Raw genomic sequence first — 24,624 nt, 5'->3', positions numbered from 1 at the left:
CCTGCGTGCTCAGCCGGCGAAGTGCTCGTACCCGCTGGGGCCGTCGTGGCCTTCGGTGTGCACGCCCTGCCCTTCCATGATGCGGCCGATGCGGGTGATCGGCAGATCCAGCGATTCGGCAACGAAGTGCAACGCGTCGCGCTGGTCGGCGGCGGCGGTGAAGCACAGTTCGTAATCGTCGCCGCCGTGCAGCGCGCACTCACGGGCAGCATCGCGGCCCAGCAGTTCGCGCAGCGCCGCTGACATCGGCAACGCATCGGCATCGACTTCGGCACGCACACCGCTGCGTGCCGCGATGTGGCCAAGGTCGGCCAGCAACCCATCGGAGATATCCACGGCCGCATGCGCGAACGCACGCAGGCGCAGGCCGAGGGTGACGCGCGGGGTCGGCCGCAGCAGGCGCAGGCGCAGGCTTTCGTAGTCGGCCAGCAGGGTGGCGGTGGCCACGTTCAGCGCACCCTGCTGCCACAGGCGCAGTGCACCGGCGGCGTCGCCGAGGGTGCCGCTGACCCAGATGTCATCGCCAATCTGTGCGCGATCACGACGCAGCGCCTGGCCGCGTGAGACCTGACCCATCGCGGTGACCGACAGCGACAGCGGGCCACGCGTGGTGTCGCCACCAATCAGGGCGATGTCGTGCTGGTCGGCCAGTGCGAAGAAACCGTCGGCGAAGGCCTCGATCCAGTCTTCGCTGGCTTCCGGCAACGACAGCGCCAGCGTGCACCACGCCGGGCGCGCGCCCATCGCGGCGAGGTCGGAGAGATTCACGGCCAGCGTCTTCCAGCCGATATCGAACGCCGGCGTTTCGGCCGGGAAGTGCACGCCGCTGTTGAGTGTGTCGGCGGTGACCACCAGCTGTTCGTTCGGGCGCGGCTGCAGCAGTGCAGCGTCATCGCCAATACCGAGCACGATGTCGTCGCGCTCGACGGTGCGGGCGCGGATGCGGTCGATGAGGGCGAATTCAGCCAGGGACATGGGGCGTTCCCGTGGGGGTGGCGGCGATCTCGGGCATCGGTGCCAACCAGGGTTGGCACCCACCAGAAGCGGAGTCAGGGCCGGTATCGACCCAGCAGGTCACGGCCCGTCCAGGACGAGCAGAACCGGGTCAGTGACCCGATTCGACCTTGCGCCATTCCACGGCGGCACGATCCAGCACGCCGTTGACGTAGGTGTGGCCGTGTTCGGAACCGAAGCGCTTGGCCGATTCGATGGCTTCGTTGATCACCACGCGGTACGGCACATCCAGGCGGTAGCGCAGTTCGTAGGCGGCCAGGCGCAGCACCGCACGTTCGATCGCGTCCACTTCCTCGATGCCACGGTCCAGGTACGGGCCGAGCGCTTCGTCGATGTCACGACGGTTGTCGAGCACGCCGTGCAGCAGCGCCTCGAAATACGCCAGATCGGCGATTTCGCGGGCCTGCTCGTGAGCGAACTGGGCGATCAGCGACTGTGCGTTGCCGCCGGAGATCTGCCAGGCGTAGATGGCCTGCACGGCACGACGGCGGGCGCGCGAGCGCAGCACCGGATCGACGCCATCGCGGCGGACGGGTTTACCGGAGGGCTTGCCCTGGGTGTTCTTGTTCATGGCAGCTGCTCCAGAAGATTGACCATTTCCAATGCGGCGAGTGCGACTTCCTCGCCCTTGTTGCCGTGGCTGCCGCCTGCGCGGGCCTCGGCGTCTTCAACGCGTTCCACCGCCAGCACGCCGTTCAGCACCGGCACGCCGAAGTCCAGCTGCACGCGCATCAGGCCTTCGGCGCAGCGGTCGGCCACGTGTTCGTAGTGGCGGGTATCGCCACGGATCACGCAGCCCAGGGTGAGGATGGCGGCGTGTTCATGGGCGGCAGCCAGGCGCGCGGCCACCAGCGGCAGCTCCCAGGCACCCGGCACGCGGATCACGTCGATGTTGGCTTCGGTGATGCCGTTGCCGGCCAGGCTCTGGCGGGCGCCAGCGACCAGCGTATCGGTGATGCGGGCGTTCCAGCGGCTGGCCAGGATGGCGAAGCGCGCCGATTCGGGAGTGCGAAGATCGCCTTCGTAGTGGCTCATATGCGGCTTGGGGGACTCGATAAGGGGGTAATTCTAGCGTGGATGGGTCCCGGCCGTGGCTGGCGGGGCCTGCAGGGTGTGCCGACCAACGGTCGGCACCCACCACAGGTAGGGCATGGTCGGCACCCACCAGAGGGCGGACGGTGGGTGCCGACCGTTGGTCGGCACACCAAGGGGGTTACAGGGCCACCGTCTCCACCACTTCCAAGCCGTACCCGGCCAGGCCGATCTGGCGGCGTGGGGTGCCCAGCACGCGCAGCTTGCCCAGGCCCAGGTCGGACAGGATCTGCGCGCCGGCACCGTTGCGGCGCCACTGGCTCACGTCCTTGTCCTTGCCCGGCACCACCGGCGCCGGCTGCTGGCGCAGGCGGGCCAGCAGGGCTTCGCCATCACGCGGGGCCTGCAGCACCACCATCACGCCACTGCCTTCAGCATCGATCGCACGCAGGGCATCGGTGGCGGCCACGCCGAAATCGTCGCGGCGCCAGTGCAGCAGGTCGGCCAGCGGGTTTTCCACCTGCACCCGCACCAGGGTGGGGGTGTCGGCATCCGGCGTGCCACGGACCAGGGCGAAATGCAGGTCGTGGGCGATGCGGTCGCGGTAGGTGACCAGCTTGAACGGGCCGAATTCGGTCTCGATCTCGCGCTCGTCCACGCGTTCGACGGTCTTTTCGGTGGCCAGGCGGTAGGCGATCAGGTCGGCGATGGAGCCCATCTTCAGGCCGTGCTCGCGGGCGAACACTTCCAGTTCCGGGCGGCGCGCCATGCTGCCATCCGGGTTCAGGATCTCCACCAGCACGCCGGCCGGTTCCAGCCCGGCCAGCATGGCCATGTCCACGGCGGCTTCGGTGTGGCCGGCGCGGGTCAGCACACCGCCCGGCTGGGCGATCAGCGGGAAGATGTGGCCCGGCTGGTGCAGGTCCGACGGCTTGGCGTTGGGTTTCACCGCAGTGCGGATGGTGTGGGCGCGGTCGTGCGCCGAGATACCGGTGGTGACGCCCTCGGCGGCTTCAATACTGACGGTGAAGTTGGTCTGGAACTGCGCGGTATTGGCCTGCACCATCGGCGCCAGGCCGAGATCGGCGGCGCGGGTACGGTTCAACGGCAGGCAGACCAGGCCACGGCCATGGGTGACCATGAAGTTGATGTCGCTGGCCTTGACCAGCTCGGCGGCCATGATCAGGTCGCCTTCGTTCTCGCGGTCTTCGTCATCGACGATGACCACCATGCGGCCCAGGCGGATGTCTTCCAGGATGTCCGGAATCGGGGCGAAATTCATGCGACATCTCCCTGTGGGGGCTGACCGTTGGTCGGCACACTGATCAGGCGCTCCACATACCGGGCGACCAGATCGATTTCAAGATTGACCGCGCTGCCCACGCCTGCGGCGGAGAAGGCGGTGTTGGCGACGGTGTGCGGAATGAGGGCGACTTCGAAGCCTTCATCGTCCACTTCGTTGACCGTGAGGCTGACGCCATCCACGCAGATCGAGCCCTTCTTGGCGATGTAGCGGCGCAGCGCGGCCGGCGCGGCGAAACGCCAGCGCTGGGCACGCGCGTCTTCGTGGATGGACAGCACCTGGCCCAGGCCATCGACGTGGCCGCTGACCAGATGGCCGCCCAGGCGGTCGGTCGGGCGCATGGCGCGTTCCAGGTTGATGACCGCACCCTCGCCCAGCTGGCCCAGCGTGGTCAGGCCCAGGGTCTCGGTGGAGGCATCGGCCTGGAAGCTGCTGGCGTCGAATGCGATGACGGTGAGGCAGACGCCGTTGATGGCAATGCTCTCGCCCATCTGCACGTTGTCGAACGGCAGATTCCCGACATTGAAGGTGAAGCGGACATCGCCGCCGATGGATTCGCGTGCGGCCAGACTGCCGACGCCTTCGATGATTCCAGTAAACAAGAAACGTTCTCCGCGAAAAGTGAGCGAAAAACGCCGCAAGGCAAACAGGCACGCGCAGGGCATGAGCCCTGTGGCACCGTCTTCTTTCATCCGGACTATGACCGTCGGCTCCGGCATTGGACCGGATCTGCTGACCCCCGGCCGTGGGCCGGGGCGCTCGCGGGCTCGTGCTTGCGCACCTACCGCCGGTGGGGAATTGCACCCCGCCCTGAAGACGTTTGTGTACCGGCGAACCGGCGTCGCTAGTGTACCAGCCCGGGCTGAACGGGGTCGGATGCCACAGCTGTGACGGCCGTCGCTCGCAATTTGTAAAACTTTCATTAAAATTCCACCCCGGACGACATGAGGTCGCCACGGGCAGCCCGCTGGGGCAGGCCCGCCAAAGGACTGAAATTCACAGGAATTCCCATGCGCAAGATGCTGATCGTGGCCGCCCTGCTGGCCGCCGCCCCGCTCTCGGCTTCGGCCGACGCCCTGAGCTACACCTACGTCGAAGGCGGTTGGACGCAGGTCAAGGTTGACGACAACGCACTGGACGACCCGAAGGTCGACGGCGGCTACCTGCGTGGCTCCGTGGCCATCGCCGAACAGGTCTACGTGTTCGGTGGCTGGTCGCGCACCAGCAAGACCTACCATTACAGCGACGGCTCGCTGAAGCTGGAACTGAACCAGCCGGAGCTGGGCATCGGCTACCACATGCCGTGGACCGACCGCCTGGACTTCACCGCCGATATCGCCTGGGTGCGCCAGAGCGCTGAACTGACCGACCGTTACGACGGCTACAGCGACCGCTACAAGGATCACACCAACCTGGGCCGCGCCACCCTGGGCATCCGCGGCAAGCCGTCGCGCATGACCGAAGCCTGGGCCAAGGCCGGCTACATGGACGGCGGCAACAACTTCAAGGGCACCTGGGTCGGCACCGTCGGCGGCCAGATCAACTTCACCAAGACCTGGGGTCTGGTGGGCGAGATCTCCGGCTACCGTGACGTCACCCAGTACTCGGCCGGCGTGCGCGCCAGCTTCTGATCCAACGATCGCTCCTCGTCGTGCGATCGAACGGGCCCCGCAAGGGGCCCGTTTTTTTTGGCTGCTGCACGCCGTCACCTGGCCGCGTGGCGCCATCGAAAGTGCAGGCAGATGCGCTAGGCTTGCGCGCCTCTGGAACAGGAATACACCGTCATGAAGACCCCCACCCGTACCCTTCTGGCCAGCGTGCTGCTGTGCGCCCCGCTGTTTGCCAGCGCTGCACCGGCCCAACTGACGCCCGAGCAGGCCTTCGACCTGTACGCACGCGTGCTGCTGGAAGACGATGCGGCCGCCACGCGCACGCTCAACGACGCACTGAAGCCGGCGTTCGAAGGCCAGGACGCCGTGACCCCCAACCCGGGTGCGCTGGCCAAGGCATTGGCCGAACCCTGGCAGACGGTACTGGCCAGCACCGGCGCCAAGTCAGACGCCGCGGCCACCGAAGCGCTGTATGCCAAGGCGCTGCGTGATTCGAAGTGCCGCGCGACCAAGAGCGTGGTCGAAGACAACGAATACGTTGAAGACCAGAAGCTGGCGCGGATCACCTACAGCTGCCAGCTGCCCGACCTGGGCAAGGTCCGCCCGCTGTTCGCCGCGAGCCTTGCGTCTGACGCCAGCCCGGCCGCGCGCAAGCAGTTCACCGATGCCTACACCCAGGCACTGCAGAGTGGCGTGCGCGTGCCGGTCAGCGGCACCTTCACCCTGTACCCGGCCAAGGACAACGGCTACTGGTACAGCGGTAATTTCGATGATCTGGTGGGCACCGTAGCCGGTGCGCTGGCGCCGTTCGAGGACTGGATGCAGGATGCACAGGCGGCCAACGCGCCGAAAGTAACCGGCGTACCGGGCTGCGACCTGCTGCTGCAGCAGCACCGCGCCTGCGTGGCGAAGATCGCGCCGGACCAGATCAGCGGCGTGGATGCGATGGCCGAGGAACTGAAGGCCAAGGCGCAGGTGCAGTCGGCCGAGGAAATGACGCAGGAGTGCAAGGCACTGCGCCCGATCGCCGAGATGATGTGGACCGACGAGTGCGCGTGAGGGGGTAAGCGGTAGCGCCGGGCCATGCCCGGCGACGCCCGCAACGCTGCACATTTTCAGACAAGTTGCATGGACCCGCGCAAGGAACGCCCCTGATCCTCGGGGCCCTCCTGGATTGCCCGTGTGCCGCCATGCTGAAACCCGTCTTCATCCTGCTGCTGGGCCTGCCGCTCTGGGCGGTAGCCTCCGCGCCAGCCGATCTTTCGCCGCAGGCCGAATACACGCTGCAGGCGCAGGTGCTGCTGCACGACGATGCCGCGGCCCGGCAGATACTGCGCGAGCAGGGAGAGGGATACGAGCCTGCCGTTGCCCTGGAGTGGCAGTTGCTTGTGGACGATGTGCCTGCGGCACTCGCGCGGCAGGGTTCTACTGCGCCTTCCCCGGCTGCCACGCAGGCCTTTGTACAGGCACTGGCAATGCGACTGCCGAGGGTCAGCTGCGCTGCCCGGAAGTTCGTGCCGTCGGGATCGCCGGAGATCGGCCTGTACCCACTGGTCTGCCAGCATCCCGACGTGGAACCCCTCCGGCAGGAGTATCTGGCGTTGCGGGCCGCACCTGAAGCAGGGCGCCAGGCACGCATCGATACGCTCTTCCTGCGTTGGGCGGCGGTGCTGCGCGACGGACCCGATGTACCACATTGCAGTCGGGTCACCGGGTGGTACCAGGCGCGCCATGCGTTCGCCCATGCCGAGCGCGTGCATCAGCTCTACCAGACAATCCTGTGGCGATTGCTGCCGATCGAGTTGTGGCTGGGTGAACCGCTGCTGCCGCAGGAGGATGAGCTGTGTGATGACGCTTGAAGTCCGTCGGGCGCAACCCTGCACTACCTAGGCCCGTTATGCCCGCAGCAGCAACCTGATGTCTTCGCCCACCTGCCGCTGGTCGACCACACGCAGGCGGCGCTGCTGGTCCATCGCCTCGATGCCGAGGCCGGCCAGCAGCGGACGGCCGTTGTCGCCCAGCAGCGTGGGCGCCTGATACAGCAGCAGCTCGTCCACCCAGCCGCCGCGCAGCAAGGCACCGGCCAGCGTCGCGCCGGCTTCGGTATGCACTTCGTTGATGCCACGTTCGGCCAGCAGGGCCAGCACCGCACCAAGATCCAACCTGCCACCACTGCCCGGGACGCTGGCAAATTCGGCGTCGGCCGCATCCGGTGCGCTTACTGCTGCGTCATGCAGGTACAACGTCGGCGCCCCACCCTCGCGCACGCGGCTGCATTCCAGCGAGCGCAGGCGTGAATCGAGCACCACGCGCAGCGGTGGCATCACCTCGGTATCGGCCAGGCGCACGGTCAGCATCGGGTCGTCGGCAATCACGGTGTCGGCGCCGGTCAGGATCGCACCCGCACGTGCGCGCCAGTGCTGCACGTCTTCGCGCGCGGCCGCACCGGTGATCCACTTGGAGCTGCCATCGGCCATTGCGGTACGGCCATCGAGGCTGGCCGCAAGCTTCACCCGCAGCCACGGGCGGTTGCGCTCCACGCGCGACAGGTAACCCTTGTTGAGCTCGCGCGCCTGTGCCGCCATCAGCCCTTCGGCGACGTCGATGCCGGCATTGCGCAGCAGATCGAAGCCACCGCCATCGACCTTCGGGAACGGATCGCGCATCGCCGCGACCACGCGCGACACGCCCGCTTCGATCAGTGCCAGTGCACACGGTGGCGTGCGCCCATAGTGCGCGCAGGGTTCCAGGGTGACGTAGGCGGTGGCACCGCGGGCCTCGCTGCCGGCCTCGCGCAGCGCGAACACTTCAGCGTGCGGACCGCCTGCCCGCTGGTGCCAGCCCTGCCCGACCACGCGTTCGCCATGGGCGATCACGCAGCCGACCATCGGGTTGGGGCGGGTGGTGTAGGCGGCACGCTCGGCCAGGCGCAGTGCGTTGGCCATGTGCAGGTGGTCGAGGACGGAGAACGGGGTGGTCATGCGGCCATGGTAACGCCGCCGGTGTGCATCCATGCCATCAGTGCCAACCAAGGTTGGCATCTACCAGGGAAAAGGCGGTCAGCCCTTCTTCTTCTTGGTCAGGGCAATCACGTCACCCAGCAGCTGCAGCTGTTCGGTGCTGGACGGCAGGTCGCGTTCCAGCTTCTCGATCTCCTCGCGGAAATCGGCCACGTCCTCGAAGCTGCGATAGACCGAAGCAAAACGCACATAGCCGACGTGGTCGAGCTTGCGCAGTTCGTTCATGACGAACTCGCCGACCTTGATCGAAGGCACTTCGCGCTCGCCGCTGATGCGCAGCTGGTGGACCACGGCGCGTACCGCCGCTTCGATCTTGTCTTCGGCCACCGCACGCTTCTGCAGCGCGCGGTCGAAGCCAGCGCGGACCTTGCGCTGGTCGAACGCCTCGCGGGTGCCATCGCTCTTGACGATGGCCGGCAGCTTCAGCTCAACCGTTTCCAGGGTGCTGAAGCGCTCGCCGCAGGCTTCGCATTCACGCCGACGACGGATCGTCGCGCCGTCTTCGGAGACGCGCGAGTCGATGACCCGGGTATCGGCATGTTGGCAGAAGGGGCAATGCATGGAACGCCTGGCTCAGGGAAGTACCTATTGCCACGGTCATGGCAGCGTCGCAAAGGTACCTGAGAAAGGGCCCCGCAGCAAATGCTGTCTGCGCGGAAGTGCCTGCATTTCGGCCGAACAGAGCCTCCAGCGCGGTCAGGGCTGTGCGCTCAACCGGGTGCCGGCGGCACCGAGGCTCCGCGTGCCCAGCGCAGCCACACCAGGTGCCCGGCCATCACCAGCAACGGTGGGCCAAAGCCGAGGAAGGCCAATGTTGAGATCTCCCCGTGCTTGAAGGTGAAATACAGCGTGGCGGCAACCACGGCCAACGCGGCCAGGCCCCCCAGCGCCAACCCCACCCAGGCGACAACCGGGGAATCGCGCAGACCGACAAGGCCACGCCACAGGAACAGGCCGCTCAGCCACAACCACGACAGCAGGCCGATGATTCCGGCCGTCGACCACAGCAACAACAGTGTGTGCTCGTCGCCTGTCAGGTACTTGCCATCCCATACGACCATCAGCCCCAGCACGGCACCCGTGCCGCCTGCCGCCACGGTGGGCAGGCCTATCAGCAGGCCGGCGATCGCCATCCAGCGTTTGTGCAGACGCTCATCCATGCGTTCGATTTCCTTCCATGGGCCACGTCATGCGCGGCGTTTGATCCACACCAGCATCGCAGCCGGCACCAGCATCGACGGGCCCAGCAGCAACAGGGTGATGCCTTCGGCGTGCACGGTGACGCTCCACCACAGCGCCAGCCCCAGCGGGGGCAAGGCGGCGAGACCGCCCGCCAGCAACATCCACCACCAGAGGCGGTGCACGTGCAGCCCGGCACGCCCCTGCATCAGGAAACCCGCGCTGAGCCACAGCCAGGCCAGGCAGCCGGCAATGCCGGCCAGGCCCCACAGTGGCATCACCGTCACCGAGGCCAGCGTGCCATGACCGAACTGGCCCAGCCCCATCAGCAGCAGCATGGTCGCTGCCGCGCCGCCCATCGCCAGGCTGGGCAGGCCAAACAGCACCGCCAGCACGGTGTACAGGTACTTGAGGTGGCGCTCATCCATGCGCGGTTGCTCCAATGCCGGGGTCAGAGCCCTTCCCTCGCGGGAAGGGATCCGACCCCACTCCCCGATCAGCCGTAGACCGGGTACTTGCGGCACTGCGCGCTGACGGCGTCGCGCACGCGGGCGATCACGGCGTCATCGTTCGGCGCGTCGAGCACGTCGGCGATCCAGTTGGCCAGGTCCACACAGTCCTGTTCCACATAACCACGGGTGGTCACCGCCGGGGTACCCAGGCGCAGGCCCGAGGTCACGAACGGCGAACGCGGGTCGTTCGGCACCGAGTTCTTGTTGACGGTGATGTGCGCCTTGCCCAGCGCGGCTTCCGCGTCCTTGCCGGACACGTCCTTGCCGATCATGTCCACCAGCATCAGGTGGTTCTGGGTGCCACCGGAGACGATCTTGTAGCCGCGCGCGATGAGCGTGTTGGCCATCGCCTGGGCGTTCTTCACCACCTGCTGCTGGTAGGCCTTGAAGCCCGGTTCCAGCGCTTCCTTGAAGGCCACGGCCTTGCCGGCGATGACGTGCATCAGCGGACCACCCTGGATGCCCGGGAACACGATCGACTGCAGCTTCTTGACCAGGTCTTCGTCGGCGCCCTTGGCGACGATGATGCCGCCGCGCGGGCCGCGCAGGGTCTTGTGGGTGGTCGAGGTGACCACGTGGGCGTGTTCCAGCGGGCTCGGGTAGACGCCTGCGGCGACCAGGCCGGCAACGTGGGCCATGTCCACGAACAGGTAGGCACCGACCTTGTCGGCGATGGCGCGGAAGCGCGCCCAGTCGATCACCTGCGAGTAGGCCGAGAAGCCGGCCACGACCATCTTCGGCTTGTGCTCCAGGGCCAGGCGCTCGACTTCGTCGTAATCGATCAGGCCCTGGTCGTTCACGCCGTACTGCACGGCGTTGAACAGCTTGCCCGAGGCGTTGACCTTGGCACCGTGGGTGAGGTGGCCGCCGTGGGCCAGGCTCATGCCGAGGATCGTGTCACCTGGCTGCAGCAGGGCGAAGTACACGGCCTGATTGGCCTGCGAACCGCTGTGCGGCTGCACGTTGGCGTAGTCCGCGCCGAACAGCTGCTTGAGGCGGTCGATCGCCAGCTGCTCGGCGATGTCCACGTATTCGCAGCCACCGTAGTAGCGCTTGCCCGGGTAGCCTTCGGCGTACTTGTTGGTCAGCTGGCTGCCCTGCGCTTCCATCACCGCCGGGCTGGTGTAGTTCTCGCTGGCGATCAGCTCGACGTGGTCTTCCTGGCGCTGGGTTTCAGCGGCGATGGCCTTGGCCAGTTCGGGATCGTAGGATTCGATGCGGACGTCACGCGGGAACATCGGGTACTCCAGCAGGCAGGGAAAAGGGGGGTACGGCTCAGCCCCCGATTGTAGCCCCGCACCGGCCTGCTGGGGCCGAAACGGACGGGGCCGGCATCCCCGAAGGAATCCGGCCCCGTATGGTTTCGATTGTGCTGCCCCGCCGTGCCAGTAGATCCACGCCATGCGCGGACATGACCGCCGACTCAGCGGTTGCTGAGCACGTACTGGGCGATCACACCGGTGGCGATGGCAACCAGCAGCATGTTGCCGCGGTCATCACGGATCCAGTGGTGCCCGTAGGGCGGGCGACGCAGGTGATAGCGCGGGTAGTCGTTCACCACATAGATCGGGCCGCGGTAATAGTCGCGGTAGCGATGGCCGACCTTCCAGCCATAGCCCGGGCCATAGGCCGGGCGGTACACCACACGCGGCGGTGCCGGGCGGTAGTAGCGGTCATGATCACGGTGCCACTCGCGGCGATCCTGGCGGTAGTCGCGCCGGGCCTCGCGGCGGTCGCGCTCCCAGTCACGGCGGTCGTGGCGCCACTCACGGCGATCCTCGCGCCATTCGCGGCGGTCGTGGTTGCGGCGATGATCGTTGTCGGCGAACGCCGGGGCCACGGCGCCCAGCGCCAGCACAGAGGCCACGGCACTGGCCATTACTCGATTGATGCGCATGTCAGACCTCTGCTCGGGTGGGTGGTGAGCCCATATTGCGCATACGATCTGAACCGTTTCCGGCTGGAAACGCTTCCCGCTGCAGGACTGTGACGCAGTATTCAGGCCACGGCCAGCCCGGCGCCCTTCCCCGGGCGCGGCCCGGAACCGGTTCCGGCTATAATTGGCGGTATTCCATTTCAGTCTGTGCCCGCTGCCGCAACGGGATCTTCCCGTGACGGACCGGGCGCAGGGCCGCGCCTACGGAGACCGCATGTCCTCGCAATACATCTACACCATGAACCGCGTGTCCAAGGTGGTCCCGCCCAAGCGGCAGATCATCAAGGACATCTCGCTGTCCTTCTTCCCGGGTGCGAAGATCGGCCTGCTGGGCCTGAACGGCGCCGGCAAGTCCACCGTGCTGAAGATCATGGCCGGCGTGGACACCGATTTCGAGGGCGAAGCCCGCCCGCAGCCGGGCATCAAGGTCGGCTACCTGGCGCAGGAACCGGAGCTGGACCCGACCAAGACCGTGCGTGAAGCGGTCGAGGAAGGCGTGGGCGAAGTGCTGCAGGCCCAGGCCGCGCTGGACGCGGTGTACCTGGCCTACGCCGAGGAAGGCGCCGACTTCGACGCGCTGGCCAAGGAACAGGAGCGCCTGGAGGCGATCCTCGCCGCCGGCGACGCGCACACGCTGGAAAACCAGCTGGACGTGGCCGCCGATGCGCTGCGCCTGCCGCCGTGGGATGCCGTGGTCGGCAAGCTGTCCGGTGGTGAAAAGCGCCGCGTGGCCCTGTGCCGCCTGCTGCTGCAGAAGCCGGACATGCTGCTGCTCGACGAACCGACCAACCACCTCGACGCCGAGTCGGTGGAATGGCTGGAACAGTTCCTGGCGCGCTACACCGGCACCGTGGTGGCGGTTACCCACGATCGCTACTTCCTGGACAACGCCGCCGAGTGGATCCTGGAACTGGACCGCGGCCGCGGCATTCCGTGGAAGGGCAACTACACCGACTGGCTGACCCAGAAGGATGAGCGCCTGAAGCAGGAAGACAACCAGGAAAAGGCCCGCCAGAAGGCGATCCAGAAGGAACTGGAGTGGTCGCGCCAGAACGCCAAGGGTGGCCGCACCAAGGGCAAGGCCCGTCTGGCCCGCCTGGAAGAACTGCAGTCGGTCGATTACCAGAAGCGCAACGAGACCAATGAAATCTTCATCCCGCCGGGCGAGCGCCTGGGCAATGCGGTGATGGAGTTCAAGAACGTCTCCAAGAAGTTCGGCGACCGCCTGCTGTTCGACAACCTGAGCTTCCTGGTGCCTGCCGGCGCCATCGTCGGCATCATCGGCCCGAACGGTGCCGGTAAGTCGACCCTGTTCAAGATGATCACCGGCCAGGAAAAGCCGGATACCGGCGAGATCGTGGTCGGCCCGACCGTGAAGCTGTCCTACGTGGACCAGAGCCGCGACGCACTGGAAGGCAACCACAACGTCTTCCAGGAAATCGCTGGCGGCCTGGACATCCTCAACATCAACGGCATCGAGATCCAGTCGCGCGCCTACATCGGCCGCTTCAACTTCAAGGGCCAGGACCAGCAGAAGATGGTCGGTTCGCTGTCCGGTGGTGAGCGTGGCCGCCTGCACATGGCCAAGACCCTGCTGCAGGGTGGCAACGTGCTGCTGCTCGACGAACCGTCCAACGATCTGGACATCGAAACCCTGCGTGCGCTGGAAGATGCGCTGCTGGAGTTCCCGGGCAACACCTTCGTCATCTCGCATGACCGCTGGTTCTTGGATCGCATCGCGACCCACATCCTGGCGTTCGAAGGCGACTCGCACGTGGAGTTCTTCCAGGGCAACTACCGCGAGTACGAAGAAGACAAGCGCCGCCGCATGGGCGACGACGCTGCGCCGAAGCGCCTGCGCTTCAAGGCGCTGAAGTAAGGCAACCGGAAAGGCCGCGCTCGCGCGGCCTTTCTCCTTTCGGTAGGTCACCACCGTTGGTGGTGACGCTTCAAGGCGTACCGACCAACGGTCGGTACCCACGTTCTGCATTCGGGTAGGTCACGACCGTTGGTCGTGACACCTTATCGTCGCGAGAATCTCCATGTCCCTGTTCGAGCGCCTGTTCCAGCTGCAGCAGCACGGCACCACCGTGCGTACCGAGCTGCTGGCCGGTGTCACAACCTTCCTGACGATGTCCTACATCGTCTTCGTGAACCCCGAGATCCTCGGCACCACCGGCATGGATGCCGGCGCGGTGTTCGTGGCCACCTGCCTGGCTGCTGCACTGGGTTCGGCAGTGATGGCGCTGGCCGCCAACTTCCCGGTGGGCATGGCACCGGGCATGGGCCTGAACGCGTTCTTCGCCTTCACCGTGGTCGGTGCCGCTGGCCTGCCATGGCAACAGGCACTGGGTGCGGTGTTCATCTCCGGCCTGGTGTTCCTGGTGCTGTCGCTGACCGGCGTGCGTGCGTGGCTGGTGTCCGGCATCCCCTCGTCGCTGCGCTCGGCCATCGTGGCTGGCATCGGCCTGTTCCTGGCGATCATCGCGCTGCAGAAGTCCGGCGTGATCGTCGGCAATGAAGACACGCTGGTGGCGCTGGGCCCGTTGAACACGGCGCCGCCGCTGCTGGCACTGGCCGGCTTCCTGCTGATCGCGGTGCTGGAAGCACGCCGCATCCGCGGTGCGATCCTGATCGGCATCCTGGCGGTGACCGGTGCGGGCTGGGCATTGGGCGATGTGCAGTACCAGGGCCTGGTCTCGTTGCCGCCGAGCCTGGCACCCACCTTCCTGCAGCTGGACCTGCCGGGCCTGCTGCACCATGACGGTGGCGCACCCATCGCAGTACTGCTGCAGGTGGTGCTGGTGTTCGTGCTGGTGGAAGTGTTCGATGCCACCGGCACGCTGTACGGCGTGGTCGGTCGCGCCGGCCTGCTGAAGCTGCCGGGCGCGCAGAAGCGTTTCGGCCGCGCGCTGCTGGCCGACAGCACCGCGATCGTGGCCGGTTCGATGCTTGGCACCAGCAGCACCACGGCCTTTGCCGAAAGCGCCTCGGGCGTGCAGGTGGGCGGCCGTACCGGCCTGACTGCATTGGTGGTGTCGGCGCTGTTCCTGGCCGCGCTGCTGTTCTCGCCGCTTGCGGCGATGGTGCCCAGCTATGCCACCGCGCCGGCACTGCTGTTCGTGGCTGGCCTGATGCTGCGTGAGCTGGTGGAAGTGGACTGGAGCGACCTGACCGAATCGGTGCCGGCCGCGCTGTGTGCGCTGGCGATGCCGTTCACCTACTCGATTGCCAACGGCCTGGCGTTCGGCTTCATTGCCTATGCCGCGCTGAAGGCCGGTACCGGGCGTTGGCGCGAAGTGCATCCGGCGGTGTGGCTGGTGGCGGTGCTGTTCACCCTGCGCTACGCGCTGGAATAAGCGGCCGGCACTACCAGAGCACGCTTCGGCCCGCGACCGGGACTACCAGGCGCGGGGTTCACCCGCCACGCACGGCGCTCTGGGATGATGCGGGCATGGTTCGGCCCGACCTCCCCGCGGATCCGTCTTCGCCGTTGCGCCGTCGCTTGCTGCGCGCGGCAGTGCTGGCACCGTTGGCCGCTACGCTCGCCACCCTGCCCGGCTGCTCACTGCCGGTGCAGGTGGATGGCACCTTCCTGCAACCGTGGCGCAGCCACCTGCAGTGGGGCCTGGCCGACTGGCAGCGTTCCTTGAAGCTTGCGCATACGCTGGGCTGCCGGCAGCTGGTGCTGCAGTGGACCGGCATCGTCGGTGGCAGCGACGGCGACTGGTCGCTGCCCGACCTCAGCCTGCAGCAGCTGTTCACCGCCGCCGGCGAGAACGACATCCGCATCCGCGTCGGCCTGCCCTTCCAGCAACGCTGGTGGCAGGCTATCGGCGCAGACGACGCCACGCTGCAGGCCTTCCTGGCCGAGAGCCTGGCGCACGCACGCAGCTGGTTGGCACAGGCGCCCTGGGCGCAGCAGCCGGCCTTCGGAGGCTGGTACCTGCCCTACGAACTGGAGCAGTACCACTGGGCCGATCCGGCCCGCCAGCAATGGCTGGCGCAGTGGCTTCACGGGCTGGTGCAGGCCGCCAGCACGCGCGGCGGTGACTGCGCGATCTCCTGTTACTTCAGCCGCCTGCAGACCGATGGCAACCTGGTCACGCTGTGGCAGGCGGTGCTGGCACAGGCCACGCTGCGGCCGATGGTGCAGGATGGCGTGGGGGTGGCCGGTGCCGGCAACGTGCAGCAGCTGCAACCGCTGCTCGATCATTTCCACGCACACGGCATCGGCTTCGATGCGATCGTTGAGCTGTTCCGCGAACTGCCCGACGGCAGCGGATTCAAGGGCGAAACGGCCGATGCCGCTCGCATCCAGCGGCAGTTGGCATGGGCACGCGACAGCGGCGCACAGCACGTGCTGGTCTATGCGCTGGAGCCGTGGCTGACCCAGGACACGCCGCAGGCCGCAGCGCTGCGGCGACGCTGGGGCCTGCCTCAGTAGTAGAGGATGGCGGTGGCGAACAGGCCCTTGGCGCGCTGCGTATCACCGCCGCCGATGGCCAAGCGGTACTGCACGGTCAGGTCCAGGTAGGAACGAGGCGTGTTGTAGTGGTCCTCGCGGAACCAGTAGCGCACGCCCACGCCCGGCCCTGCGCCAAGTGACCAGCTGCGCTGCGTATCGTTGAGCGCGAACGACTGCGCCGGGAACGGCGGGTAACGGATGTCGCGCACGCGCGAGCGCTGGTCCAGCCAATCGGCACCGACCACGACATAGGGTGTGACCACCCAATGCGTCTGCCCTGCACCGAAACGGAAGCTGCGGCCGGCGCGCAGTTCACCGGCAGCGAACCACTGTTGGCGATGCAGGCGCCCATTGGCCTCACCCAGGCGCCGCACCGGCGTGCCGTTGGCATCAAGCGCGTCGAGGGTGAAGGTGGCACCGTTGTCGTCCCAGGTGTATCCCCCCTGCGCGTAGCCACTGACCATCCACCACTGGTTCACATCGGTGCGCAGATCGGTGCCATGGTAGTAGCCATAGGTCAGGTAGGACATCCAGCCACCGGAACCACTGGCGAGCCGGTAGCGCGCCAGCGTGCTGGCTTCCAGTGGCCGGTTCAGGGCCAGCTGCAGGCGGCACTGCACTGCTGCCGATTCGGGGTAGACCTCGCCCTGGCGGGTTGCACTGCCGAGGAACTGTCGGCGCTCGATGCCAGCACTCAGACCGGTCTGGCCAAACGCGTAGCGCATGCCGAAGGACGCGATCGTGGAGGGCCAGCCGGTAGTGGAACGCGAGTGGCTGAGGCGCTCGGCGCGTGCACGCGCATCCGGCGTTGATTCGCCGGTGCACGGGTCCACCGCGCGGATCGATTCGTACGTGCCGCCCTCGTCGTACAGCGTGTTGAGCAGGCGTGCGTAGAGTTCCAGCGTGCCATGCTGGTCGTTGAAGGCCGGGGGCCGCCAGAACGCTTCCAGCGTGCTGAACACCGAATCGCCGGGCGTGCTGATCGCCGCACCGCCCACATTGGTCGCCGCCTGGCGCGCACCGCGGAAACCCGCCGAGGCGATCACGCCCCACTCGCGCGAATAGTTGGCGATGGCATTGCGCACGTTGTAGCGCTGATGCGCATCCAGTGACAGCTCGCCGGCATCGGCGCGATCGATGGCGCTGCGCAGCAGTGACACTGCCTGCGGATGATCGCCGTTGGCTGCGCTGGCGTAGGCCTGGTCTAGCACCACGCTTTTCGGTGCCTTTCCGGTGGCCTCGGCGGCACGGAAGTCGGCCAGTGCGCGCGCCGGTTCCTGGGCCTTCTGGTTGAGGTAGCCGCGCTGCATCAGCGCCCCCGCGTCATCAGGACGCTGCGCCAGTGCCGCATCCAGGCGCTGCCGCGCTTCGTCCTGTTGGGCACGATTGCCCGCCGCCAGCGTGGTGGTCAGCAGGCCTTGCAGGTTCGCGTCGTCCGGTGCGAGCTGCACGGCCTGCCGTGCCTCACCGATGGCATCGGCGTAATCCTGGCGCGCGTAGGCAGCGTAGGCAGCGTAGGCACGCTGTGCGGCACCGCCATCCCCCTGCAGGTCGGCCGGCATCAGTTCGCAGACGTTGCCGCTGTCCCCGGACGGGCAGTGCTGGACCGGTGCCGGGTAGGCTTCGGTGCTGATGCGGGGAAGGTCGCGACTGGAACGGATCGCCCGGCTGCGCTGCGCGATGCCCTGCTGCAGCAGCTGCCGTGTCCGTGCATCGCCTTCACCTGCCGGTAGCGCCGCCTGCAACGGTGCCAGCAGTGCAGCTGCGCGTACCCGATCACCTGCGGCCAGCGCCGCATCCACCGCCAGCAGGCGCACGTTGCGCTGCTGCGCGGTTGATCCCGGCGTGGCGAGCGCGGCATCGAAATCCTCATTGGCCCGCAGCGTACTGCCCTGGCGCTGGCGCAGGTAGCCACGCATCACCCGGGCATTGAGATCGTTGGCGTCCACCTGCAATGCCTGATCAGCACTATGCTCAGCGTCGGCCAGCTGATCGCCCTGCAGCTGCGCGGTGATCAGCAGCAACCGGTATGAAGCAACGTCGGGTGCCAGTTCCACGGCGGCGTGCGCCTGCTCAATGGCGGCGGCATCCTCGCCTGCGGACAGCGATTGATAGGCCAGCTGGGCTTGCAGCAGCGCGCGTTGGCGGCCCAGTGTCACGCGCCGCGCGCGCAGCGCTTCGACATTCGGTGCGCCCAGCTGCAGCGCGGTGCCGATGGCGGCGTCGGCCTGTTCGGGCTGTTGCTGTGCCTCCAGCGCCGCCACCCACAGCAGGGCCCATGCGCCCTGTTTCGGCTGCTGCCGGAACGCCTGTTCGGCCTTGCTGGCGGCGATGCCCATCTGCCCGGCGTCGTAGGCCGCATAGGCTTCGGTTGCCAGCATGTAGGCCTGCCGGTTGTTGCGGTCGGCCACCGTTGCGGGTGCACGCGGCACCGCTGTGCTACGCGCTGCACCTGTGGTCGTCCTGGGCGCAGCGGCCGCCAGCGCCGGCAAGGCCGGATCCTTCATCCCCGCGTCCAGCGCACGGCGCGCCTGCTGCTGTGCTTCTTCGCCACGACCAAGCTTCTGAAGCGCATAGATCTGCAGCAGGCGCAGCCGCACCACGTCCGGGCGCAGCCGGATCGCTTCGCTGGACTGCCGGTAGGCCGTGGGGTAATCGCCACGTTCATAGGCAGCAAACGCCTGCTCGGCGATGTGGTAGGCCGCACCGGACAGCGGCAGTGCCGCATCGGCCTGCGCCAGCACCGGCGCGGCGGCCGTGGCCAGTGCCACGGCAATGACGGTGGACAGCAGCGTGGTCTTCATGCCGGCAAGGCTCCGGGCGGCGGCGACTGCAGCGTGGCCGCACGCCGGCGCTGCTCCTGCATGGCCTGGGCCACGGCCTCTTCGGTGGTGATGCCCTGCTTGACCAGGTAGTCGCCGATGCGGCCGTCGCGCTGCGGCATGTAGTCGTCCAGTGCGATCTCGAAGCGTGCGTGATCGATCAGGCGCATTTCCACCAGCAGGTCGCCCAGCAGGGGCACGTTGTCCAGGTGCCACTGCCGTTCGCCACCGATCAGGCGCAGGCCCGCGTTGATCTCGCTTTCGCGGGCAATGCTCTGTTCGATGTGCTCGCTGCGCGTTTCCTGCTTCAGCAATGCCACGGCGTCCTCGGGCAGCGGACTGGCCACGGCCAGCCGCAGGGTGCCTTCCTGGCGCGGCGGCAGCGGCAGCATGCGCCATTGCACGCAGGCATCGGCACTGACCGGGAACTGGCAGGCACGCAGGTAATCCACGTCGATCACCGCGCGTGGCAGGTCGCCCTGGAAGGCGATGGCCTCGGCCAGGGTCTCGTCATCCAGCCAGCCCTGGGTGAGCAGGATGCGGCCCAGCGGTTGCTGGCGGCCTGCCTGCTGCTGGTCCAGCGCCTGCTGCAGGCGTTCGGGTTCCACCGCCTGCCAGGTGGTCAACAGCTCGCCCAGCTGCTTGCGGGTCTGCACCAGCTGCGCCGCATCGGGGAAGTCGTGCATGGTCTTGTCCCAGACCATGCGCTTGCCGAACAGCAGGTAGGCCAGGAACACCTTCCAGGCTCGGGCGGTGGCCATGAAATTGATCATGTTGCCGACCACCATGCGCGGGATCGACATCAACGCATGCTCCCAGCCGTACAACCGGTTGACGAAATAGAAGCGCTGCACGACCCGGGTCGCCAGCGCTGCGGTGGTCAGCAGCGCGACATTCATCTGCCAGGTACCGGCCTGGAACACGCTGGGAAACTGCATCGTCCACAGCCCGGTCATCTTCAACAGCCAGAACAGCAGCAGCTGCAGGAAGATGATGTACGCAATGATGCTGACGAACGAGGTGATGATGCCCTTGCGGTCGCGTGCCAGCAGGTACTTGGTGGCCAGCGAGCCGCGCCAGCCCAGCGACTCCCAGCTCTGCAGGCCGATGCCCAGCACCCACCGCGCCTTCTGCCGGTACGAGGCACGGAAGTTGTCGGGGAAGTACTCGCGCACGCACAGCGCCATCTGCTGGGTACGCTCGCGCACCGGCCCCCAGCCGAACCATGACGGACGGCGCACGCGGAACTGCACCGGGAAGCGGGCGAAGATCGACTGCATGCCCATCGCCGCCAGCCGCGCACCGACGTCGTAATCCTCGGTGAGGCTGTCGGTATTGAAGGGCTGGTTGTCGGTCTGCGCGCTCAGCGCCAGCAGCGCGCGCCGCGAGAAACAGGTACCAACACCGGCTGAGGGCACCATGCCGGACACGCTCTCGCGCACCACCAGATCCTTTGCGTGCCATTCGGCGAATTCGTCCATGTAGACGCCGGCCACCAGTTCGTACCACTCACGGTCCAGCGAGGTGACCGGCAACTGGATCATGTCCTTGCGTGGCAGCAGGTAGTTGTAGAAGCGCAGTTCCATCGGGTGCAGCACGTCCTCGCTGTCGTGCAGGATCACCCCGGCGAATTCGATGTCGTGGCGCTTCTCGTAATCGAAGATCGCCAGGATCAACCAGTTCAGGCAGTCGGCCTTGCTGGTCGGCCCGTCGTGCGGCACCTCCACGCGGCGCAGGCGCTTGTAGCGGCGGCGCATGCGCTCCACTTCATCGATGGTCTGCTGGTCGTTGGGATAGGTGCCGACGAACACGACGTACTCGCGGTAGTCGAGCACGTTGATCATGTTCTCCACCATCTGCGCGATGACGTCGTATTCCATCCACGCCGGCACCATGATCGCCAGCGGCTGTTGCGGCCGCTGCATCAGGTCTTCCTGGGTCAGCGGCCGGTACGCTTCGCGACGCTTGATGGTGAGCGCGCGCCAGCTCTCGCGCACCCAGTACCAGACATCGATGAACAGGTCATCGAGGCTGGAGATCAGGATCAGCACGGCCACCGCCGCCGCCGTGGTTTCCAGGGCGGCGTAATAGTTGGCCAGCTGGATGTTCCAGAACAGACCGTCCACGGTGGATCAGTGCCCTGTGTTGGCGGACTTGCGGCGGCGCACCTGGGTGACGCGGGCGGCCAGCAGCGCGAACACGATCACGCCGACCAGCAGCAGCAACCAGACCATGTGCCGTTCCCACTTCGATTGCGGATTGCCATCCTGGGCAACGCGGCTTCCGTAAGGATCCTGGCGATCGAACTCGCGCACGGCATCAGTGCCGTCGAGCACCGCAAGATCACCGCGCAGCAGCCGGAACGGTGCGCCGAACGACGGTGCCTGCGCGCCCAGGTCGCTGTACAGCACCCCGAGCTGGCCGCCGGAGGTGCCGACCTGCACCACTGCGGCGCGATCCAGGCCGCCGACATCCAGCAGCGGCTGCGGCTTCCCGCCGATCAGCAGGTGGCCGTCCTTCAGGCCGGCCACATCAACACCCGACGGCGCCACACCGAAGGCCAGCCACGGCGTACCCGGGCTGACCGCCGCACCGGCATCGACCACCTTCAGCACCGACGCCTCCGGCGAGGCGCCCACTGCACTGGCCACCGCGATGACCTTGCGCAGCGATGCCGGCGCATCCTGCAGCCACGTGGCGGGCACGAACACCTGGTTGCCGCGTGACAACTGGCTGCTGGCACCGACGAAATCACTGCCCAGCGCACGCTTGGCCAGGGTCAGGTGGCTGCTGGGCAGGATCGAGACCGGATAGGCGGTGGCCGGATCGTGGCAATAGGGGCGTGCCGGCTGGCGCAGGAAGCTGACGCGGATCTCGTTGCGCGCCGACAGCGCATAGGCCGGCACCTTGGCCACCAGCCGCTGCGGCTGGCCGTTGGCCGACAACACCTTGCCCCCCAGCAGGTAATCGTTGAAATGGATCGTGGCCACCGCGCCCTGCCCGGCCGCATTGGGGGCCGCCGAGACGTCGATCACCACCTCCTCGGGCAGGCGCCCGTCGGCCGACAGCGCACCGAGGTCGAAGGTGGCGCTGCGGTCCGCGCGGGTGACGACATCCATCGTGCCGGCGATGTTGCCGAGCCGGCTCAGCAGCACCTGGTCACCGTCCAGCTTCGGCGTGCCCGCCGCGCTGACCTGCAGGCTGCGGCCCAGCGCATAGCTGCGCCACTGTTCGGCGAACAACCCGGCGACCTTGCCCGCCGCCGCCGGGTCGACCACCAGCGTCGGACGGCCGGCAACGGCCACCACGCTGACCGAGGCGGTGGTCGCGGGCTTTTCCAGGCCACCCATGTCGGTACCGCGCCACGCGGCGAACGCCGTGCCCGCGTCGGCGCCAGCGGTGGCAACCTGTGCGGCCAGCGCATCCAGTGCCGCGCGCACGCCGGCCCGCAGCGCATCGCTGCCGATCATCACATCGGCGGCCAACGGCCCGCTGTCTCGCAGCGACAGCAGCGCACCGACTTCGGCCAGATCCTTGATCGCGTATGCCCGCTCTCCTGAAGCCAGCGCTGCATAGGCCGACACGCCCTGCAGGCTGGCCGGGATGCTGATGCCGGTCAGGTCGACGCTGTCACCGACCTTGGGCAGCGCCACCACCTGCACCTGCTTGCCACCGGCCTGCAACGCGGTACCGATGCGCCAGGCCGCATCGTAGGCGGGCGCCTGCAGTGCCTTGCCATCCACCAGCAGGCGCACCTGCGGGGGCAGCGCGCCCCACGCCTTGGCCACGGTATCCACGGCGCGGCCGTCGAAGCGGTAGCTGAAACGCGAGTCCGGCGACAGCCGCAGCACGTTGGCCGGCGCGCTCTGGTCGGCACATTGGTAGTCGGACACGATCGACCACCAGCCGACGCCGACCCGCACGAAGCCGTTCTGGCGGGGTTCGCCATCGATGGCCAGCAGCTGGCTGGCATCGCCCTGGGCATCGGTGATCGAACGCGCGGCGATTGGATCGCCATCGACCGACCACAGGCCGGACGTGCGCCCGGCGTGGCCACGCACATAGCGCCCGTCCAGCTGCAGCTGCGCATCGCGGGTAGCGACGCCGGCCGGCACCGGCAGGTAGACCTCGCGCTGGCTCTCCTGCCCGCTGAGCACCAGCGGTTGGCGGAAACCGAGTTCGCGCAGGGTCATCTGCCGGTTGACCGTGCTGTCGCCGCTCCATTCGGCGAACTGGCCGGCGACGCTGTCGGCGGCATGGGCACTGCCAACCACGCCCGACAGGACGAACGCGGCGGCGGATGCAAACAGGGAAGAGCGGCCGGTCTGGGTCATGGCGTCACTTCGCGTGGATGGGAGTGGGCGGCACCGCCGCTGCGGAGGCCAGGCGAGAAGTCGGGAAGGGGCGTGCCACGCAGGGCGGCGACGATGCGCGCGCTGGCACGGCCATCGCCGTAGGGGCTGGCGTCGGGATCGAAGTGGGTCCGGTGCGGTGGTTGTGCCAGTGCCGCGTTGACCGCCGCGACAATGCGCGAGGGCGTGGTGCCGACCAGCGTCACCACACCGGCCTCGACCGCCTCCGGGCGTTCGGTGACGTCGCGCATGACCAGCACGGGCTTGGCCAGCGCCGGCGCTTCTTCCTGCACGCCACCGGAGTCGGTGAGGATGACGTCGGCGCGCTGCATCAGGCGCACGAAGCGCAGGTAGTCCTGCGGCGGCACCAGGTGCACGTTGTCGAGATGGCCGAGGTGGGCGTTGACCGGGCCCTGCACGTTCGGGTTGAGATGCACCGGGTACAGCACCTGCAGGTCCGGCCGCCGGGCCAGCTCGGCCAGCGCGCGGCAGATGTCCTCGAAGCCCTGGCCGAAGCTCTCGCGACGGTGGCCAGTGACCAGCAGCAGGCGACGATCAGGATCAAGCATGTGGAAGGGTTCGTCAGCCCGCGCACGCAACGCCGGGTCGGCATCCAGGCGCTCCACGGTCTGCTGCAGGGCATCGATGACGGTGTTGCCGGTGACCAGGATCTGCCCGCCGAGGTGTTCACCGGCCAGGTTGGCGCGCGAGCTGGGCGTGGGCGCGTACAGCTGGTGGCCGACCACATCGATCACCCGCCGGTTCATTTCCTCCGGCCACGGCCGGTTGATGTCACCGGTGCGCAGTCCGGCCTCGACATGGCCGATCGGAATGCGGTGGTGGAACGCGGCCAGCGCGGCGGTCATCGCCGTGGTGGTATCGCCGTGCACCAGCACCCGATCCGGACGGACCTGCGTGTACAGCGCGTCAAGCCGCTCGAACAGCTTCGCGCACAAGCCATTGAGGGTCTGGTTGGGCACCATGACATCGAGGTCATGGTCGGCGGTGATCTCGAACAGCGACATCACCTGGTCCAGCATTGCCCGGTGCTGGCCGGTGATGCAGACCACCGATTCGATATCCGCAGCCTCGCCCAGGGCACGCACCAGCGGCCCCATCTTGATCGCTTCCGGTCGCGTGCCGAACACCGACAGGACCTTCACCGCAGCGCTCCGGACGGACGGCGCGAGGAAATGCCAGGAGCTGTAGCCACGTCTGGATCCTTTCGGCGTTCCCGTCCAACACCCGCAGGCAGGAGACGGTCACCTCATGAGGAAACTCCAAAATCGCGACGTACATCACATTCGAATGATGGTACGCGCGTCGTGGCATTGATCTTCATCGTTGGAAGATCAAGACGCAGTCAACGCCGCCCG

21 protein-coding genes and 1 riboswitch are annotated in these 24,624 nt (G+C 67.4%); of the genes, 6 read left to right on the top strand and 15 right to left on the bottom strand.

The features are described 5' to 3' along the window. Nucleotides 1-9 precede the first annotated feature (9 nt). The 5 genes from thiL to ACW5IY_RS02890 form a co-directional block, all read right to left on the bottom strand. On the bottom strand, nt 10-975 hold the full coding sequence (gene thiL, locus ACW5IY_RS02910; protein ID WP_049411221.1) for a thiamine-phosphate kinase: 966 nt from the start codon (nt 973-975) through the stop codon (nt 10-12). A 130-nt stretch (nt 976-1,105) separates the two neighbouring features. Continuing rightward, nucleotides 1,106-1,585 (bottom strand): transcription antitermination factor NusB, encoded by a 480-nt coding sequence (gene nusB / locus ACW5IY_RS02905; protein ID WP_005408062.1) that lies wholly within the window; start codon nt 1,583-1,585, stop codon nt 1,106-1,108. Continuing rightward, the gene (ribH, locus tag ACW5IY_RS02900; protein WP_010481977.1) at nt 1,582-2,049 is read right to left on the bottom strand and encodes a 6,7-dimethyl-8-ribityllumazine synthase; all 468 of its coding nucleotides are present in this window, start codon (nt 2,047-2,049) and stop codon (nt 1,582-1,584) included. Before ribH ends, nusB begins: the two co-directional genes overlap by 4 nt. 178 nt (nt 2,050-2,227) lie before the next feature. Beyond that, a complete protein-coding gene (ribB, locus tag ACW5IY_RS02895; protein ID WP_049435635.1) occupies nt 2,228-3,328 on the bottom strand; it encodes a 3,4-dihydroxy-2-butanone-4-phosphate synthase in 1,101 nt (366 codons plus the stop codon). Continuing rightward, nucleotides 3,325-3,951 carry a riboflavin synthase gene (locus ACW5IY_RS02890; protein WP_049435636.1) on the bottom strand — a complete coding sequence of 209 codons (627 nt, stop codon included), beginning with the start codon at nt 3,949-3,951 and terminating at the stop codon, nt 3,325-3,327. The genes ribB and ACW5IY_RS02890 overlap by 4 nt, the downstream gene beginning before the upstream one ends. A 74-nt stretch (nt 3,952-4,025) precedes the next feature. After that, nucleotides 4,026-4,171: riboswitch (FMN riboswitch) on the bottom strand. A 188-nt stretch (nt 4,172-4,359) separates the two neighbouring features. Between ACW5IY_RS02890 and ACW5IY_RS02885 the strand changes: the two genes are divergently transcribed. The 3 genes from ACW5IY_RS02885 to ACW5IY_RS02875 all read left to right on the top strand — a co-directional run bounded on the left by ACW5IY_RS02885 (nt 4,360) and on the right by ACW5IY_RS02875 (nt 6,818). Next, nucleotides 4,360-4,980 carry a hypothetical protein gene (locus ACW5IY_RS02885; RefSeq protein WP_049435637.1) on the top strand — a complete coding sequence of 207 codons (621 nt, stop codon included), beginning with the start codon at nt 4,360-4,362 and terminating at the stop codon, nt 4,978-4,980. A gap of 153 nt (nt 4,981-5,133) precedes the next feature. Further along, a complete protein-coding gene (locus ACW5IY_RS02880; protein WP_049435638.1) occupies nt 5,134-6,018 on the top strand; it encodes a hypothetical protein in 885 nt (294 codons plus the stop codon). Nucleotides 6,019-6,149: 131 nt separating this feature from the next. Continuing rightward, the gene (locus ACW5IY_RS02875; protein ID WP_049435639.1) at nt 6,150-6,818 is read left to right on the top strand and encodes a hypothetical protein; all 669 of its coding nucleotides are present in this window, start codon (nt 6,150-6,152) and stop codon (nt 6,816-6,818) included. A 36-nt stretch (nt 6,819-6,854) separates the two neighbouring features. Here ACW5IY_RS02875 and ribD read toward each other — a convergent pair whose 3' ends face one another. The 6 genes from ribD to ACW5IY_RS02845 all read right to left on the bottom strand — a co-directional run bounded on the left by ribD (nt 6,855) and on the right by ACW5IY_RS02845 (nt 11,567). After that, nucleotides 6,855-7,940: a bifunctional diaminohydroxyphosphoribosylaminopyrimidine deaminase/5-amino-6-(5-phosphoribosylamino)uracil reductase RibD gene (gene ribD, locus ACW5IY_RS02870; RefSeq protein ID WP_049435640.1), complete on the bottom strand. Its 1,086-nt coding sequence runs from the start codon at nt 7,938-7,940 to the stop codon at nt 6,855-6,857. A gap of 78 nt (nt 7,941-8,018) precedes the next feature. Beyond that, nucleotides 8,019-8,540: a transcriptional regulator NrdR gene (gene nrdR, locus ACW5IY_RS02865; protein WP_010481984.1), complete on the bottom strand. Its 522-nt coding sequence runs from the start codon at nt 8,538-8,540 to the stop codon at nt 8,019-8,021. A gap of 149 nt (nt 8,541-8,689) precedes the next feature. Then, nucleotides 8,690-9,139: a hypothetical protein gene (locus ACW5IY_RS02860; RefSeq protein ID WP_049435642.1), complete on the bottom strand. Its 450-nt coding sequence runs from the start codon at nt 9,137-9,139 to the stop codon at nt 8,690-8,692. Between the two features lie 27 nt (nt 9,140-9,166). Further along, nucleotides 9,167-9,586: a hypothetical protein gene (locus ACW5IY_RS02855; protein WP_049435643.1), complete on the bottom strand. Its 420-nt coding sequence runs from the start codon at nt 9,584-9,586 to the stop codon at nt 9,167-9,169. 68 nt (nt 9,587-9,654) lie between these two features. Next, a complete protein-coding gene (glyA, locus tag ACW5IY_RS02850; RefSeq protein WP_010481990.1) occupies nt 9,655-10,908 on the bottom strand; it encodes a serine hydroxymethyltransferase in 1,254 nt (417 codons plus the stop codon). Nucleotides 10,909-11,093: 185 nt separating this feature from the next. Continuing rightward, entirely contained in the window at nt 11,094-11,567 is a 474-nt protein-coding gene (locus ACW5IY_RS02845) for an RcnB family protein (RefSeq protein ID WP_019338039.1), read from the bottom strand. A 253-nt stretch (nt 11,568-11,820) separates the two neighbouring features. Here ACW5IY_RS02845 and ettA point away from each other — a divergent pair, with 253 nt between their 5' ends. From ettA to ACW5IY_RS02830, 3 genes are all read left to right on the top strand, one after another. Continuing rightward, nucleotides 11,821-13,485 (top strand): energy-dependent translational throttle protein EttA, encoded by a 1,665-nt coding sequence (gene ettA, locus ACW5IY_RS02840; RefSeq protein WP_005412220.1) that lies wholly within the window; start codon nt 11,821-11,823, stop codon nt 13,483-13,485. Between the two features lie 163 nt (nt 13,486-13,648). Continuing rightward, on the top strand, nt 13,649-14,965 hold the full coding sequence (locus tag ACW5IY_RS02835) for an NCS2 family permease (protein ID WP_005408048.1): 1,317 nt from the start codon (nt 13,649-13,651) through the stop codon (nt 14,963-14,965). Nucleotides 14,966-15,060: 95 nt separating this feature from the next. Further along, a complete protein-coding gene (locus ACW5IY_RS02830) occupies nt 15,061-16,053 on the top strand; it encodes a DUF4434 domain-containing protein (RefSeq protein ID WP_049435644.1) in 993 nt (330 codons plus the stop codon). Here the strand turns inward: ACW5IY_RS02830 and ACW5IY_RS02825 are convergent. From ACW5IY_RS02825 to wecB, 4 genes are read right to left on the bottom strand one after another with little or no spacing between them, the layout of a single operon-like run. After that, on the bottom strand, nt 16,047-18,878 hold the full coding sequence (locus ACW5IY_RS02825) for an NfrA family protein (RefSeq protein WP_049435645.1): 2,832 nt from the start codon (nt 18,876-18,878) through the stop codon (nt 16,047-16,049). The two genes, ACW5IY_RS02830 and ACW5IY_RS02825, sit on opposite strands and share 7 nt — an antisense overlap. Next, entirely contained in the window at nt 18,875-21,022 is a 2,148-nt protein-coding gene (locus ACW5IY_RS02820) for a glycosyl transferase family protein (RefSeq protein WP_010481996.1), read from the bottom strand. The genes ACW5IY_RS02825 and ACW5IY_RS02820 overlap by 4 nt, the downstream gene beginning before the upstream one ends. 6 nt (nt 21,023-21,028) lie before the next feature. Next, entirely contained in the window at nt 21,029-23,230 is a 2,202-nt protein-coding gene (locus ACW5IY_RS02815) for a membrane protein (RefSeq protein WP_049435646.1), read from the bottom strand. Beyond that, nucleotides 23,227-24,411 (bottom strand): non-hydrolyzing UDP-N-acetylglucosamine 2-epimerase, encoded by a 1,185-nt coding sequence (wecB, locus tag ACW5IY_RS02810; protein ID WP_049435647.1) that lies wholly within the window; start codon nt 24,409-24,411, stop codon nt 23,227-23,229. Before wecB ends, ACW5IY_RS02815 begins: the two co-directional genes overlap by 4 nt. Nucleotides 24,412-24,624 lie beyond the last annotated feature (213 nt).

This window comes from Stenotrophomonas sp. C-A (assembly GCF_054030835.1).
The sequence above is the reverse complement of the archived record's forward strand: the minus strand, read 5'-3'. Positions and strand labels throughout refer to the sequence as shown.